The following is a 15,480-nucleotide window of genomic DNA, read 5'->3' on the forward strand; positions in this document are numbered from 1 at the left end:
CGCGCTCTTTGATTCACATACGATTCTGGACGGCCAGTTTACGGCGGTTGTACAAACCGCCCAACAAACCGGTAAGGCATCCGACGAGCAACCCGCCGACGTGGGCGGCGTTGGCAATTTCACCGAAGCCGATCATCGAGACCAGCCCGGACAGGCACAGCAGCAGCCATATCAGCATCATGACCAGTACGCCGCGCGGCAGGCGATAAGCCCGGTTCGGCGACAGAATCTGGAAGATCCAGCAATGCCCGAGCAGGCCGTACAGCACACCGGACAACCCGCCAAACAAGGTGGGGCCGCTGAAAACGAACTGGGCGTAATTGGACACGAGGGCAAACAGCAAGGTCAGGCCGATCAGGTTGATGCCGCCCTGGCGCGACTCGATGCGCCGTCCCAGCTCCCAATACCACATGCCGTTCATGGCCAGGTGCAGGAAACCGAAGTGGATCAGCATCGGCGTCACCAGACGCCACCACTGCCCCGCCGCCAGGCTGTCAGCCAGTGGCACAAAATGGATGTACTCGCCGACCACCCGGAAATCGAGGAAGGTCAGCCAGCGCAGGGTGTCGAGGTTTTCGCCCAGCAGCGTCACCGCGCCGACGATCAGGCTCAGCAACAGCACCAGTGCAGTTGCTTTGGCGTGACGCAATTGCTCGGTGAAACCGGGGCGCTTTGTGGTTTTCGTCACCGGAATGTCGAGTTGGTGATCGGGATCACCCGCCGGGAAACGCTCGTACAACGCACGAACGTCTTCACTGATACTGGCGGGCACCCACAGCACCTGCTCGCCCTGCTCTTCGCTGACCCTATGCGGCACCTGCATGCGTTGCAGCAGTATGACGAACCCGCTCAGATCCACCGCCAGCGGCAGGCGCAATACCGGAACGGCGCTCATCGCAAGGCCTCGGGGCGTTCGACATCGACCCAGACAAACTTGTGCGGATCGAGCCGGGTTTCCCCGTCCAGACGATAGGCAACCAGTTTGCCGTAGAGCACCGCGCTGTAATCCAGGCAGGCCAGGTTCGGGCGGATCGGCGCCGGTTTACCGCTGCGCCAGTAGTGGCCGACGAACAACAGGGGCTCGTCAATGCCATAGCGCAACAAGGTGTCTTTTTCGGTGGAGGACAGCGGCGTTCGGGCCACGGGTTCCGGCAAGGCGTCCGGCTGGAACACGATGTCGCCGTAGGTTTGCGGGTCGTCTTCCCAGAACTTGGTGCGGAAGAACGAGCGCGTCAGGCCATCGCCGCTGGTCATGGTCAAACCGTGAGGCAGGCGCATGTCGGTGCCGCGCAGCAGGCGGTCGAACACGGTGCAGGCAAAGCTGCCCGGCACGGCCGACGCCTGGAGGAAATGTTCATCGACGCAACCATCGGCAAACAGCGCGCGCAACGGTTCGATCAGGCCCGAATCCCAGCAGGCGTGTACCACGCGGAAGCGCCCGGCATCCAGAAACAGGGGTAATTCGTAGAACCATTGCTGGAAGTCATGCCAGTCGCCGGGGTGATCTTCAAACTGGGTCAGGGTTTCGCCCAGCAGGCGCGCATGACGCGGGGTGTGCTCACGAACGAACTGCTTGCCGCTGCCCGGAGGTGCCGGCGTGCTCCAGCCCAGTGCGTTGAATTCGTGGTTGCCCATGATGCACAACGCCTGCCCAGCCTCGACCATATCGTGGACGATGTGCAGCGCCTCGCGAATCCGCGGGCCACGGTCGATGATGTCACCAACGAACACCGCCATGCGCGACGCATGCCGCCAGACACCACCTTGTTTGTGATAACCGAGCCGGTCGAGCAAGTGCTCAAGGGTCAGAGCGCATCCGTGCACGTCACCGATCAGGTCGTAACTTCGTGCGGGATCGAGCATCAGTCGCCTCCACCCCCCAACTTGCTGCCCCAGCCGAGCTTGGTCCGGCAGACTTCGTAGTAGTTGTGGTCGAGCGGGTGAATCAGCCGCAGCTTCTGCGCTTTCTTGCTGATGGTGATGGTGTCACCCGGCGCGCAGGTGAAGTGGTTCTGCCCGTCACAGGAGACTTGCGGGTAGATCTGCATATCCTTGGACACGACGATTTTCAGCTCACTGTTGCCATCGACCACAATTGGCCTGCCTGACAAGGTATGGGGGTACATCGGCACAATCACAATAGCGTCGAGCTTGGGATGCATGATCGGGCCACCCGCCGACAGTGCGTAAGCGGTCGAACCGGTCGGCGTGGCGACGATCAGGCCGTCGGCCTTCTGGCTGCAGACGAACTGTCCATCAATGTACAGCTCGAACTCGATCATCCGCGTCGATTTGCCGGGGTGCAGCACCACATCGTTCAGTGCATCGCCCTGCCCGATGGCCTCGGCGTGACGCCGGACCTCAGCCTGCAGCAGGAAGCGGTTTTCCACCAGATAGTGGCCGTCGAGCACTTCGGCGACTTTGACTTCGAGTTCGTCCGGGCGGATATCGGTGAGGAAACCCAGGCTGCCCCGGTTGATGCCGAGCACCGGAATATTGTGCCGGGCCAGTGCGCGCGCAGCGCCGAGCAGGCTACCGTCACCACCGACCACAATCACCATGTCACAGACTTCACCGAGCATCTTGCGCGACGAGGTTTGCAGGCCATGACCCGGCAGCACTTCGGCGATAGTGTCTTCGAGGATCACGTGCAGGTGACGATCGAGCAGAAACCGTTTCAGTCGGCGGACGGTATCCAGCACCTGCGAACTGCCCAGGCGACCGATGATGCCGATATTACGAAATTGCTCCATGGGGCTCCTATTGGGACGCGGGGGCCTGCGACGGCGAAAAACACGATTATGGGCGAAAGCGCGGGATAGACAAAATCCTTTCAGCCACAAGGGTGTACTCATGTTTAGGGCTATGCTCGCAAGATGATCCTATTTCCCGATTTGCTGCAGTTACCCCACCAGTTGCGCCACCCGGAAGTGCGTGACCTGGCGTGGGTCATCCTTGCGCCGCCGATGCTGGAGGTTACGCCGTGGCCGCAACGCCATCCGCTGGCCGGTAGTGACTGGGTGCAGGCGCCGGAGCGGCTGGAGCATTGGCTGCGGCAACTGGATCGCGACAGTTATGACTTGCTGCACTGGCTGGCCCAGGCCCGGACCCGGCGCCTGGGTCTGTACTATGAACGGCTGTGGCAATACGCCGTGCGGCATGCGCCGGGCATCGATCTGATTGCCGCCAATATGCCGATCCGCCGCGAGGGGCATACGCTGGGCGAGCTGGACATGCTGCTGCGTGATCGCGACGGCGTGCATCACCTGGAACTGGCAATCAAGCTTTACCTGGGCCCGCAAGACGGCGACGGGCACGACACGGCACATTGGCTGGGCCCGGGTTGCCACGATCGGCTGGACCGTAAACTGGCTCACTTGAGTCAGCATCAGTTGCCCATTTCCGCCCGGCCGGAGAGCCGTGAAGTGCTGGCGGCGCTGGACATTCAGCAGTTCAGTGCGCATTTGTGGCTGGGCGGGTATTTGTTGTATCCGTGGCCGGGGCAGTCCCAACCACCGGACGGCGCACATCCGCAACATTTACGCGGAAGCTGGCTGCATCAAAAGGACTGGAAGGATTTTGTCGCACAGCGTCCGCTCGGGCGCTGGCAACCCCTGCCCCGCCATGCCTGGCTGGCGCCGGCGCATTATCCGGTGGAGCAGACCTGGAACACGGAACAACTGGAGGCGTGGCTCAGCGAGCTGGAGCCGCTGGCGCCGGCGCAGTTGCTGGTGCGTTTGATCGAGAATGCCGAGGGCGATTGGGAAGAGGCAGAGCGGTTGTTTCTGGTGGCGGATCTTTGGCCGAATGTGCCGGGCAATGGTTGAGATTCATGGTGAATGGACGGGCCTCATCGCGGGCAAGCCCGCGACAGGGCCAACCCGGTTTAAACGGACAACCGCACGGCCAGCGCCGCCAACGTCAGCAGCAACACCGGCACCGTCAACACAATCCCGACCCTGAAGTAATACCCCCATCCGATCCGGATACTCTTGCGCTCCAGCACATGCAGCCACAACAACGTCGCCAGGCTGCCGATCGGCGTAATCTTCGGCCCAAGGTCACTGCCGATGACGTTGGCGTAGATCATCGCTTCCTTCACCACACCTGTTGCCTGGCTGGCATCAATCGACAGCAAACCAATCAGCACCGTCGGCAGATTGTTCATCATCGACGACAGGAGCGCGGTCAGCACACCGGTGCCCATCGCTGCGCCCCAAACGCCATAATCGGCAAAACCGTTCAGCCAGCCCGCGAGATACCCGGTGAGTCCGGCGTTGCGCAGCCCGTAGACCACCAGATACATGCCCAGCGAGAAAATCACGATCTGCCACGGTGCTTCTTTCATCACCTTGCGCGTGGAAATCTTGTGACCCCGGGCCGCAATGGCCAGCAGCAACGCCGCGCACACCGCCGAAATGGCACTGATGGGAATGCCCAGCGGTTCCAGCGCAAAACAGCCAAGCAACAGGATCACCAAGACCGCCCAACCCGCTAAAAAAGTCGCTTTGTCGTGGATGGCGCTGGCCGGATGCGCCAGTTGCTGCGGATCGTAATCCTTGGGAATGTCGCGTCGAAAGAACCACATCAGCACCGCCAGCGTCGCCGCGACGCTGACCAGATTGACCGGGATCATCACCGCCGCGTAGCGATTGAAACTGATGTGAAAAAAGTCGGCGGAAACGATGTTCACCAGGTTCGACACCACCAATGGCAAGCTTGCGGTGTCGGCGATGAACCCGGCGCCCATCACGAACGCCAGCGTCGATGCGGGTGAAAAACGCAACGCCAGTAACATGGAAATCACGATGGGCGTGAGGATCAGCGCCGCACCGTCATTGGCAAACAGCGCTGACACCAGCGCGCCGAGCAGCACCATGTAGGCAAACAGCTTGCGCCCACTGCCATGACCCCAGCGCGCGACATGCAACGCCGCCCAGGCAAAGAACCCTGCCTCGTCCAGCAACAGGCTGATGATGATCAGCGCGACAAAGGTGCCGGTGGCGTTCCAGATGATCTGCCACACCAGCGGGATATCGCTCAGGTGCACCACCCCGAAAATCAGCGCCAGCACCGCACCGAGTACCGCACTCCAGCCGACGCCGAGGCCTTTGGGTTGCCAGATCACCAGGGTAATGGTCAGCAGGAAAATCAACGACGCTATAAGCATGTAAAGCAGCCTTCAAAAGAAATCGGGGTTAGCAGCAGCGCACCGGGCGATCAGCCATGGCCTGCAAACGGGCGACATCAGCAGCGAGCCATTCGCCGTGATCCGCCAATGCGCCTTGCAACAGTGTGATAACCCACGGCGATAGTTGCGGGTGCAGGCGATAAAACACCCATTGCCCCTGACGACGATCCGACAGCAGCCCGTTGCTGCGCAATTGCGCCAGATGACGCGAGATCTTCGGTTGGCTGAGGTCCAGCCCGGCAGTCAACTCACACACGCACAACTCGCCTTCGCAGGCAATCAGCATGGCGATACGACTGCGCGTGTCATCGGCCAGAGCCTTGAAAACATCGACGGGACCACGGGAATAGGACATGTGGGAACACGCCTCCAGACAAACGAGGCGTGAATATATGGAATTTCGAATATTCGGTAAAGCGACGTTTCCGGCTACCGCATGTGGCGAGGGCTAGCTGTGATCTCTCGCCACTGGCAGCAGGCGTTGCCAACAACCCTGTAGGAGCGAGCGGTACGGCGACCCGACTTGTCTCGCTCCTACAGGGTTGCCGGGCATTTATCAGACCTTCTTGTGCTGTTCGACCCACTTCCCATAGGCATCGATGAATTTTTGCAAGAACGGCTTGAGCGACTCGGACAACTTACCCGTCTCGTCGAACGCTGTGCCGGCACCGCCGATGTACGCTTCCGGTTGCTGCATGCACGGCACATCGAGAAACACCATGGACTGGCGCAGGTGATGGTTGGCGCCAAACCCACCGACCGCCCCCGGTGAAACGCTGATCACCGCCCCAGGCTTGCCACCCCAGGCGCTCTTGCCATAGGGCCGCGAACCGACGTCGATCGCATTCTTCAAGGGCGCCGGCACCGAACGGTTGTATTCCGGCGTGACGAACAGCAACGCGTCGGATGAACTCACTTGTTGCCGGAAAGTGCTGTAGGCTGCCGGCGGTGAAGCACCATCGATGTCTTCGTTGTACAGCGGCAGGTCGCCAATTTCGACGATGTTCAGTTTGAGATTTGCAGGAGCCAGATCGGCCAGGGCCAACGCGACCTTGCGATTGATCGATTCCTTTCTCAAGCTGCCGACCAGAACGGCGATCGTATAGACGTTGCTCATGGAAGATTCTCGACTGTCCGATGGAAGAGCTTGTAGTTATAGATGACGATTCACTCAGCGGACGACTGAAAATGCCGTCCCTGACTATTTTTTTCCTGTAGGAAAACTTACCTCGCCCAACCACGGTCTACAGAACCGCAAATTGAGTGATTTATCTCCAGAGGTTCTAAGCAGATGGCAGCAGTACTCGTCGGTCAGTTCCATGCAAGAGACGCAGAAGGCCGTGTCTATTCCGTGCATGAGTTCCAGGAATCCACCCCGTCGGCAGACGGTCTCGCCGGCTCCGTGCCTGTGACCACTTATAAGCTGGCCATTGGCGATCGCGTAAGAAAACTCGATGACAACCAGTTTTTGCTGGTGCAATCGGATGTCACCATCGTGCGTGAACCCGACACCTATGTCGACAAACTGCCGGAAACCAACGTAGCCTCATAACCTCGCGTTATGAGCAGAAGTCTTGTGCGCGGACTTGGGTTAGGATTCAGCCACTGACTCCCTCACCTGCTGAACATGGACTTCACGCATGCGTTTACGTCATATCGAAGTGATACAGGCGCTTCTGCAGACCGGTCACCTGGGCACCGCCGCCGAATGGTTGCAGTTGCCAGTGGCCGAGGTCGAAAGCATTCTGCGTGACGCTGAGAGTCAGCTGGGTTTCATGTTGTTTTCCAGCGTGCGTGGACGCTTGCAAGCCACGCGCGAGGCGCGGGAGTTACAGGTCGAAATCGCCCACGTCTACGAGGCGCTCGAACCGGTCCAGCGTCTGGCCAGCAGCCTCAAGCAGTATCAGGCCCCACCCCTTCGCATCATTTGCACGCCGCCTCTGGCTCAACAGTTGCTGCCCCAGAGCATCGCGGCCCTGCGCCGGCGTCTGCCCGACGTGCCTTGCAGCCTGTTGAGCCAACCCACCCGCGACATCGTCCGAAGCCTGCTGCTGCGCGAAAGCGATCTGGGCCTGAGCCTGCACGACCCCGATCACGCGGATATTCATTGTCAGGTCATTGCCCAGGGCAAACTGCAGCTGTTGGCCCCCCACGGCTGGCTGCAACCGAAGCAGAAGTACATTTCGCTGCAGGATCTGGCGGGCCAGTCGATGGTCGGCCTGGAAGGTCATGATCCGCTGAGCCCGGTGCTCGACAACAAACTGCACGGGCTACGCCCTGCCCCCGTCGTCCACACCCGGGTTCAGACACACCAGATGATGCGCAGCATGGTCGAGGCCGGTGAGGGTCTGGCGATTGTCGATCCGTTCACCGCACTCGGGGCGAAATCCGCGGGCCTGGACGCCTGCCCGCTGGCGCCCGCCGTACCGATCAGCGTCTACGCCCTGACCTTGAAGAACGGCGAGCCTTCACCGGCCGCTCAGGCCTTGCTGGATATCGTCACGGAACAAGCCGTGGCGATGTTGGCGAGCTGATCGGGTTTTCCAGCGGATTATCGAACAATCGATACCAGAACAACGCGATCTCGGCGGTGTTGGGGTCGATGCCGCGATAGCGCAGATGATCGATACCACCAATCACATACCCGCAGCGTTCATAGAGCCGGCAAGCCCCCAGGTTGTTGTTCTGGGTTTCGAGCATGATGCCCGGCAGTTTCTTTTTGCGACTCCAGAACTGCGCCACATCCAGCAACGCCTTGGCCACGCCATGGCGCCGCGCCGGCGCATGCACCGCCAGCTCGTCGATGTGGGCAAAGCCGTTCCAGTTGGTGCTGACCACCAGGTGACCCACGGGCTCATCATCGAGATACGCCATGAAAATCGCACTGTCGGCGGCATCGCGGAAACTGCTGAATTCCTCGGGATCTATGCCATAGCACTTGCGGTAAGGGGTGATCGGTGTCACCGGCCACTGCTCCACCGGCTTGCCGATTTCGGCTGCGCCATAGGCCGCGACTTCAAAGCTGAAATCACTGCCCCAGATATAAGCGGCGAAACCATCGTCGGCAACGCGCACTGACAGCCCTGGGTATTTCGGATTCATGACCGGTTGCATACTGGGAAAGGTCCTCACTCCTTGATGCAATCGACGGTGTAATGCCGCCCATTGCCCTCGTCTTCGTGTTGCAAGCCGTGCACATCGGCGACAAACCCCGGGAAACTACTGTCGAACGTGCGGGCAAACGCCAGGTAATCGATGATCGAGCGGGTTGATTCGGTGAAACGTTCACCGGGCATGATCAACGGGATCCCCGGCGGGTACGGCACCAGCATGACGGCGGCGATGCGGCCGTCCAGCGCATCGATCGACACGGCCTCCACCTCGCCTCGCACCAGTTGATCATAGGCGTCGGCCGGTTTCAGGGCGATTTCCGGTAGCACCGTGTACATGCGCTTGAGATGTTTGGCGGTGGCATTGCTGCGGTAGCAGGCGTGCAATTGATCGCATAGATCGCGCAATCCCATGCCCTTATAGCGCGCACCGTCCTGCTGCGCCACGCACGGCAGGCAGGTCGAAAGGCTGACGTTGCCGTCATAGCTGCGCTTGAACTCCAGCAACTCGGTCAACAGCGTGCTCCATTTGCCCTTGGTGATGCCCATGGAAAACAGCACCAGGAACGAATACAAACCGGTCTTCTCGACGACCAGCCCGCGCTCCCAGAGAAACTTGCTGACCACCGCCGCCGGAATCCCCCGCTCGCTTAACGCGCCGCCCGCCGTCAGGCCAGGCATCACCAGCGTGACTTTGATCGGATCGAGCAGCACATAGTCGTCGGTCACGCCGCCAAATCCGTGCCAGTCGGCATCTGGTTGCAACAGCCAGTCTTCAGTGACCACACGTTCGATGCCTTCCACGGACGGCGGCTGCCAAATGGAAAACCACCAGTCATCGGCAGCAATGTGTTGCCGCAGGTTCGCCAGTGCCCGGCGAAAACTCAAGGCTTCGTCGAACATTTCCTGTAACAGGGAACGACCGGCCGGGCCTTCCATCATGGCCGATGCCACGTCCAGCGAAGCAATGATGCTGTACTGCGGCGACGTGGAGATGTGCATCATGAACGCTTCGTTGAAGCGGTCGCGGTCCAGTTGCCGGGCGCCGCCATCCTGAACATGAATCATCGACGCCTGACTGAACGCCGCCAACAGTTTGTGCGTGGAATGGGTGGTGAACACCAGCGGGCTGTCTTCGCTGCGGGAAGTGCCCATGCCGTAACGCCCGGCGAAGAACTCGTGAAACGCCGCGTAGGCATACCAGGCCTCATCGAAATGCAGCACTTCGACGCTGTTGCCCAGGCTTTGCTTGATCAGTTCGGCGTTGTAACACAGGCCGTCGTAGGTGGAATTGGTCACCACCGCCAGTTTGACTTTGGGTGCGCGGCCCTTGGTCAGCGGGCTGGCGTCGATCTTGGCCTGGATCGACTCGCGGCTGAATTCGCTCAGCGGAATCGGGCCGATGATCCCCAGTTCGTTGCGCTCCGGGCACAGGTACAGCGGAATCGCGCCGGTCATGATGATCGAGTGCAGCACCGACTTGTGGCAATTGCGGTCCACCAGCACCAGGTCATCGCGGGCAACCATGGAATGCCAGACGATCTTGTTGGCGGTCGAGGTGCCATTGATCACGAAAAAAGTGTGATCGGCGCCGAAGTTGCGCGCCGCTCGCGCTTCCGCCTCGGCGAGCGGGCCGGTGTGATCGAGCAGCGAACCCAGTTCGGGCACCGACACCGACAAATCCGAACGCAGGGTGTTTTCCCCGAAAAACTGGTGGAACGCCTGCCCCACCGGGCTCTTGTGATACGCCACGCCACCACCATGGCCGGGCGTATGCCAGGAATAATTGGAGTCGGCGGTGTGTTGCACCAACGCCTTGAAGAATGGTGGCAACAGGCCGTCCAGGTATTTGCGTGCGGCTCGCGCGACCTGCCGCGCCAGAAACGGCACGGTGTCTTCGAACAGATAAAGAATGCCGCGCAATTGATTGAGCTCGTCCATCGCATCGGCCGGGGCGTTTTCCAGCGTCACTTGCTCGCCCAGCGCGAAGATCGGCAAGTCCGGCGCACGCACCCGCGCCAGGCTGATCAGTTCGGCCATGTTCTGTAGCAGATGAGAGTTGGCGCTGGGATCTTCAGCGGCAATCAACATGCACGAGAGACCGTGATGGGTCGACGCGACCAGCCGCCCCTCGGCGTAATCCACCGCCGAGACAATGCTGAAGCCTTCCTGCTCCAGCTCCCGGGCGATGCCACGCACGCGATCACCGGCGACGGTGTCGGACTTGATGTCGCGATGGACGATCAGGACCGGGAATTTCAGATCTTTGTACATGGGGCTCAGTGTCCTGAGGCGGCAGGCCCTGGCCTGCCAATACCCTCAGGGTAGAGGGTCGAGGCGGATGTGGCGAGTGCAATGCCCCGAAATGGGTCATCGTGGGCGGCAGGCTTTATCAAGATCTATTGGAAGGGCCTACGCCTGAGCTTCAGCTTCAGCCTCAGCCAGTTGCACCCACAGCGCCGGAGCGCCGGCAGATTTGGCAATGGCTTCCATCCGCGCCACGTGCCGGGCCAGGTCGTCTTCGCTGGCGCGAATGATCCGGGTCCGCTGACGGTCAGCCGGCAAGCGGCGGATTTCGGTGGCGGAGTTGTCCGCGCCTTCGCCGGAACCATTGCCATCGGACGCGTTGCCGGCCAGCGACAGGCTGGTCTGACCGCCGGTCATGGTCAGGTAGACGTCGGCGAGAATCTCGGAGTCGAGCAAGGCGCCGTGAAGTTCACGGCCGGAGTTGTCGACGCCATAACGTTTGCACAAGGCGTCGAGGCTGTTGCGCTGCCCCGGGTGACGTTCCCGGGCCATCATCAGGGTGTCGAGGATCGAGCAGTGTTGCGTGATGTCAGCACGATCGTGCTGACCCATGAGGGCGAATTCGTTGTTGATGAAACCAACGTCGAACGCGGCGTTATGGATGATCAGCTGCGCACCCTTGATGAATTCGAAAAACTCATCGGCCACTTCAGTGAAGCGTGGCTTGCCCACCAGGAATTCGTTGGTAATGCCGTGGACGCCAATGGCGCCTTCGTCACTTTCGCGGTCCGGTTGCAGGTAAACGTGGAAATGCCGGCCCGTCAGGCGCCGACCGATCAACTCGACACAACCGATTTCGATAATCCGGTGGCCGTCGGTCACCGGCATGCCGGTGGTTTCGGTATCGAGTACAACGGATCTGGTGGCCATCAGTGCTCAGCTCTCAACGGGTCAATCGTGCAAAAGCGGCGATGTTAACACGCTCGCCGGTTGAGCTCGAATCAAGCCTGCTTGTACCCACGCACTTCATCCACGCCACGATTGGCGAGTTGGTCGGCCCGTTCGTTGCCGTGATGCCCGATGTGCCCGCGCACCCATTTCCAGGTGACGTTGTGACGGTTGACCTGCTCATCCAGCAGCTTCCACAGGTCAGCGTTTTTCACCGGTTCTTTCGCCGCCGTTTTCCAGCCGCGTTTCTTCCAGTTGGCCATCCACTCGTTGATGCCTTTCATTACGTACTGGGAGTCGGTCACCAGCAGCACATCGCAGGAACGCTTGAGTTCCTCCAGCCCGCGGATCGCGCCCATCAGTTCCATGCGGTTGTTGGTGGTATTGGCTTCGCCGCCCCAGAGTTCTTTTTCAACGCCCTTGCACACCAGCAATGCGCCCCAGCCGCCAGGGCCAGGGTTGCCTTTGCAGGCGCCGTCGGTGAAGAGTTCTACGCTATCGCTCATGCCAATCTATCCAGAAAATGCGGTGGCTCGCCGATCAGCGATCGACGATGCCCGAGGCCGGGGCAAACCCGGCCGGGAATAAAAACTGGGGTTACGGTTCGATATTGCGTCGGTTGACCTTGGCCATCGGCAGGGGGATCAGCTTGCCCATCGGTTCGCGACGTTCCTGACGAAGCGGCCGTAGGCCCACCACAATCTTGCGCGCCACCAATAAATAGAAGCCGCCGCCAGACAATTGCCAATCACCGGCCTTGCGCTCCCAGCCGGCCAGACGGGCTTGCCAGGCGGGGGACGCCAGCGGCGGACGATAGCACCCGAAGCGGCGTTTCTCCAGCGCGAAGCCCAGCAGGTTCAACCAGTCGCCGACCCGTGACGGTGAAATGCAACGGGCCTTGCGCAAGGCGTCATGGGCGAACACGTGACGCAACCCCCACGTGCTCCAGGGGTTGATCCCGACAATCAGCAAATGCCCGCCCGGGCGAACGCTGCTCGCCGCTTCACGCAGCAAACCGTGGGGTGAGAGGCAAAAATCCAGGCCATGCTGCAGCACCACCACATCGGCGGCATGCTCGCTCAACGGCCAGGCTTGTTCTTCACAGACGATTTCAACACCCGGCAACGGCGCGCCCAGCCGCACATTGCGCTGGACCTGCGGGGCGGACGGCGGTGTTTCGGCCGAAGGACCATAATGCACCAGATAGCCACCAAAGAAGCGCCCCAGCTCGTCTTCAAGCATGCGGCGTTCTTCGTCCAGCAGAAATTGTCCGAGGGGGCCGGACAGCCATTCACGGGCCGCGCTGATCAAGGCCAGCCAGTCAGGATCAGCCTGAGCGAACGCTTTATCGGTCATTGCATTCTCCAACGCGCCAGGAAGTTCTAAGATGCGCCATTGTTTTCCGCTTGGCGAATCCGACGATGATACAGATCACAGCCCTGCCCGCCTTCACCGATAACTACATCTGGTTGTTACAAGATACCGACACCCGGCGCTGCGCCGTGGTCGATCCGGGCGATGCCGCGCCCGTGCTGGACTGGCTTGCGGCCAATCCGGGCTGGGTGCTGAGTGACATTCTGATCACTCACCATCATCACGACCATGTCGGCGGCGTCGAGCAGCTGAAAAAAGCGACAGACGCGAAGGTCTACGGCCCGGCCAGCGAAACCATCCCGGCGCGGGACGTCGCGCTCAAGGACAACGATCGTATCAACGTGCTGGGTTGGGACTTCGATGTGATCACCGTTCCCGGTCATACCCTGGGGCACATCGCCTTCTACCATGAGGGAACACTGTTTTGCGGTGACACCCTGTTCGCCGCCGGTTGCGGGCGCCTGTTCGAAGGCACGCCCGAGCAGATGCATGCGTCGCTGACGCGCCTCGCTTCGTTCCCAGAGGATACGCGGGTCTATTGCACCCATGAATACACCTTGAGCAATCTGCGCTTTGCCGCAGCGGTCGAGCCTGGCAACCCGCACACCGCCGAACGCCTGGCCAACGTCACCGCACAACGGGAAGCCGGAATCATCACACTGCCCTCTACGCTGGGCCTTGAAAAGCTGACAAACCCGTTTTTGCGCACTGGCGAAACATCCGTTAAAGAAAAAGTGGACGAACGGAACGGCGCTCATAACCGGGCTCCCAGTGCGGTTTTTGCGGCTCTGCGCGCTTGGAAAGATACGTTCTAAACAGCGTTGCCGTTGGTAGCAAAAATCTGAATGGTTGACCGCAGGGGGTGCGCTTTCTAGAATCCCCCGACATTTTTGCCCGGAACTTACTTCCAGCCAATGTCGTCATCTATTCGTAAAGCCATCAATTCAGACGCATTGACCCGCTTGGCTCAAGCCATAGCGGTGGCTGTGTCCGCCACATTGGCGGGCTGTTCCAGCCATGTGCCACAGACCGACGCGACCCACACCCCGAATATCGCCGCTCGAGCCAAACAGAAGCCCATCTGGCTCAGCGAAAAGCCGACCCCGCAAATCCCACAGGACGTCTGGGAGCGCATGCGCCAGGGCTTCCAGTTGCAGGAAGGCCTGGGCGTCAACCCGCGCATCGAGCAACAGCGCCTGTGGTTCGCCAGCAACCCCTCTTTCCTCGAAAACGCCGGCGAACGCGGCAGCCTCTACATTCACTACATCGTCGAACGGCTTGAAGAACGCAACATGCCGCTGGAACTGGCGCTGCTGCCAGTGATTGAAAGCGCCTACAACCCGATGGCCTATTCCCGGGCCAATGCAGTTGGCTTGTGGCAATTCATTCCTTCCACCGGACGTTATTTCAACCTGCGTCAAACCCGTTTCTATGATGGCCGTCGCGACATCACCGCTTCGACCACCGCCGCCATGGATTACCTGACCCGCCTGCACGACATGTTCAACGGCGACTGGCTGCTGGCCCTGGCAGCCTACAACGCCGGTGAAGGCACGGTCAGCCGGGCCATCGAGCGTAACGAAAAGCTCGGCCTGCCGACCGATTACTGGAACCTGCCGCTGCCGGCCGAAACCCAGGCCTATGTGCCGAAGCTGCTGGCCTTGTCGCAAGTGGTGCTGGCCCCGGAAGCCTACGGCGTGAACCTGAACCCGATCGCCAATGAACCGTACTTCCAGGTCGTCGAAATCAACCAGCGCATGGACCTGTCCAAGGTCGCCGCGGTGGCCAATATCGATGAAGACGAACTGTTCCAGCTCAACCCGGCCTTCAAGCAACGCACCACCATCGACGGTCCTCAGCATTTGCTGGTGCCGACGTCCAAGGCGCAGCTGCTGACCGCCAGCCTGTCGACCATGCGTCCCGAAGAATTGATCAGCAAGACGCCGCTCAAGCCGGTATTTGAAGGCGCAGACGACACCCAGCTCGCCAGCCTCAAACGCGCCTACCGGGTTAAACGGGGCGACAACCTTGGCACCATCGCCAAGGCCAACAAGGTCGAGGTCAAGGACCTGCAACGCTGGAACAAGCTGACCGGCAAGGACCTCAAGGTCGGCCAGACGCTGGTGATGCAGGACAAAACCAAGCGCAGCAACGGGCGCATCAACACCGTCGTGGCCGCCAATGCCAAGACGAAGACCAAGAAGCCGCAAACCCAATACAAGGTCCAGCAGGGTGATTCGCTCTACATGGTGGCCAAGCGTTTCAACGTTGAAATGCAACACCTCAAGCGCTGGAATCCGCGTGTCGGCCAAGCGCTGAAGCCGGGGCAGATGCTGACAGTTGCTTCGCCACACTAAAAAAGAGCCCCTGACTTCAGGGGCTTTTTTGTAGCCACTTGCGGGACTTTGTGGCGAGGGAGCTTGCTACCGCTCGGCTGCGAAGCAGTCGTAAACCGAAATACGCGGAGTGCCAGAAATCACCGGGCTCCAGTTTTTGGGGTTGCTTCGCAACCCAACGGGAGCAAGCTCCCTCGCCACAGGTTCTGCGATCGGTCAGACCTTCACCTCACAATTAACCACCCATTAAATCCCCGTCTTTTTCCTGTCCATA

16 protein-coding genes are annotated in these 15,480 nt (G+C 60.4%); 5 read left to right on the forward strand and 11 right to left on the reverse strand.

All coding sequences use genetic code 11. The annotated features are described in order from the left end of the window. Positions 1-13 precede the first annotated feature (13 nt). Genes B723_RS22905 through B723_RS22915 form a run of 3 tightly spaced genes read right to left on the reverse strand, consistent with a single transcriptional unit; the run spans position 14 to position 2,753 of the window. Positions 14-895, reverse strand: coding sequence for a rhomboid family intramembrane serine protease (locus tag B723_RS22905; protein WP_017338277.1), 882 nt, complete (start codon positions 893-895; stop codon positions 14-16). Continuing rightward, the gene (locus B723_RS22910) at positions 892-1,866 is read right to left on the reverse strand and encodes a metallophosphoesterase (protein WP_193393031.1); all 975 of its coding nucleotides are present in this window, start codon (positions 1,864-1,866) and stop codon (positions 892-894) included. Before B723_RS22910 ends, B723_RS22905 begins: the two co-directional genes overlap by 4 nt. Next, entirely contained in the window at positions 1,863-2,753 is an 891-nt protein-coding gene (locus tag B723_RS22915; RefSeq protein ID WP_007906781.1) for an NAD(+) kinase, read from the reverse strand. The genes B723_RS22910 and B723_RS22915 overlap by 4 nt, the downstream gene beginning before the upstream one ends. A gap of 123 nt (positions 2,754-2,876) precedes the next feature. On the opposite strand from B723_RS22915, the gene B723_RS22920 reads away from it, so the two are divergent. Further along, entirely contained in the window at positions 2,877-3,827 is a 951-nt protein-coding gene (locus B723_RS22920; RefSeq protein WP_017338275.1) for a DUF1853 family protein, read from the forward strand. Positions 3,828-3,886: 59 nt separating this feature from the next. On the opposite strand, the gene B723_RS22925 is transcribed toward B723_RS22920, so the two are convergent. The 3 genes from B723_RS22925 to B723_RS22935 all read right to left on the reverse strand — a co-directional run bounded on the left by B723_RS22925 (position 3,887) and on the right by B723_RS22935 (position 6,308). Further along, positions 3,887-5,170, reverse strand: coding sequence for an arsenic transporter (locus tag B723_RS22925; RefSeq protein WP_017338274.1), 1,284 nt, complete (start codon positions 5,168-5,170; stop codon positions 3,887-3,889). Between the two features lie 28 nt (positions 5,171-5,198). Further along, positions 5,199-5,546 (reverse strand): metalloregulator ArsR/SmtB family transcription factor, encoded by a 348-nt coding sequence (locus tag B723_RS22930; protein ID WP_017338273.1) that lies wholly within the window; start codon positions 5,544-5,546, stop codon positions 5,199-5,201. A gap of 201 nt (positions 5,547-5,747) precedes the next feature. After that, positions 5,748-6,308 (reverse strand): NADPH-dependent FMN reductase, encoded by a 561-nt coding sequence (locus tag B723_RS22935; RefSeq protein ID WP_017338272.1) that lies wholly within the window; start codon positions 6,306-6,308, stop codon positions 5,748-5,750. Positions 6,309-6,482: 174 nt separating this feature from the next. Here B723_RS22935 and B723_RS22940 point away from each other — a divergent pair, with 174 nt between their 5' ends. Both B723_RS22940 and B723_RS22945 read left to right on the forward strand, forming a co-directional pair. After that, positions 6,483-6,743 carry a hypothetical protein gene (locus tag B723_RS22940; RefSeq protein WP_017338271.1) on the forward strand — a complete coding sequence of 87 codons (261 nt, stop codon included), beginning with the start codon at positions 6,483-6,485 and terminating at the stop codon, positions 6,741-6,743. Positions 6,744-6,831: 88 nt separating this feature from the next. After that, positions 6,832-7,725, forward strand: a complete 894-nt coding sequence (locus tag B723_RS22945) for a LysR family transcriptional regulator (RefSeq protein ID WP_017338270.1) — start codon at positions 6,832-6,834, stop codon at positions 7,723-7,725. Here the strand turns inward: B723_RS22945 and B723_RS22950 are convergent. The 5 genes from B723_RS22950 to B723_RS22970 form a co-directional block, all read right to left on the reverse strand. Then, the gene (locus B723_RS22950) at positions 7,691-8,305 is read right to left on the reverse strand and encodes a GNAT family N-acetyltransferase (RefSeq protein WP_017338269.1); all 615 of its coding nucleotides are present in this window, start codon (positions 8,303-8,305) and stop codon (positions 7,691-7,693) included. The genes B723_RS22945 and B723_RS22950 overlap by 35 nt on opposite strands. A gap of 14 nt (positions 8,306-8,319) precedes the next feature. After that, on the reverse strand, positions 8,320-10,575 hold the full coding sequence (locus B723_RS22955; RefSeq protein ID WP_017338268.1) for an Orn/Lys/Arg decarboxylase N-terminal domain-containing protein: 2,256 nt from the start codon (positions 10,573-10,575) through the stop codon (positions 8,320-8,322). A gap of 138 nt (positions 10,576-10,713) precedes the next feature. Further along, positions 10,714-11,478 carry a DNA polymerase III subunit epsilon gene (gene dnaQ, locus B723_RS22960; RefSeq protein ID WP_017338267.1) on the reverse strand — a complete coding sequence of 255 codons (765 nt, stop codon included), beginning with the start codon at positions 11,476-11,478 and terminating at the stop codon, positions 10,714-10,716. A gap of 71 nt (positions 11,479-11,549) precedes the next feature. Next, the gene (rnhA, locus tag B723_RS22965) at positions 11,550-12,002 is read right to left on the reverse strand and encodes a ribonuclease HI (RefSeq protein WP_003180633.1); all 453 of its coding nucleotides are present in this window, start codon (positions 12,000-12,002) and stop codon (positions 11,550-11,552) included. Positions 12,003-12,093: 91 nt separating this feature from the next. Beyond that, on the reverse strand, positions 12,094-12,852 hold the full coding sequence (locus B723_RS22970) for a methyltransferase domain-containing protein (RefSeq protein ID WP_017338266.1): 759 nt from the start codon (positions 12,850-12,852) through the stop codon (positions 12,094-12,096). A gap of 65 nt (positions 12,853-12,917) precedes the next feature. Between B723_RS22970 and gloB the strand changes: the two genes are divergently transcribed. Together gloB and B723_RS22980 are read left to right on the forward strand one after the other, a co-directional pair. Then, complete coding sequence (gene gloB / locus B723_RS22975; RefSeq protein WP_017338265.1) at positions 12,918-13,685, forward strand: hydroxyacylglutathione hydrolase; 768 nt, start codon at positions 12,918-12,920, stop codon at positions 13,683-13,685. A 99-nt stretch (positions 13,686-13,784) separates the two neighbouring features. After that, entirely contained in the window at positions 13,785-15,227 is a 1,443-nt protein-coding gene (locus tag B723_RS22980) for a transglycosylase SLT domain-containing protein (protein ID WP_017338264.1), read from the forward strand. Positions 15,228-15,480 lie beyond the last annotated feature (253 nt).

It is taken from the genome of Pseudomonas fluorescens NCIMB 11764 (assembly GCF_000293885.2).
GTDB classification, from domain to species: domain Bacteria; phylum Pseudomonadota; class Gammaproteobacteria; order Pseudomonadales; family Pseudomonadaceae; genus Aquipseudomonas; species Aquipseudomonas fluorescens_B.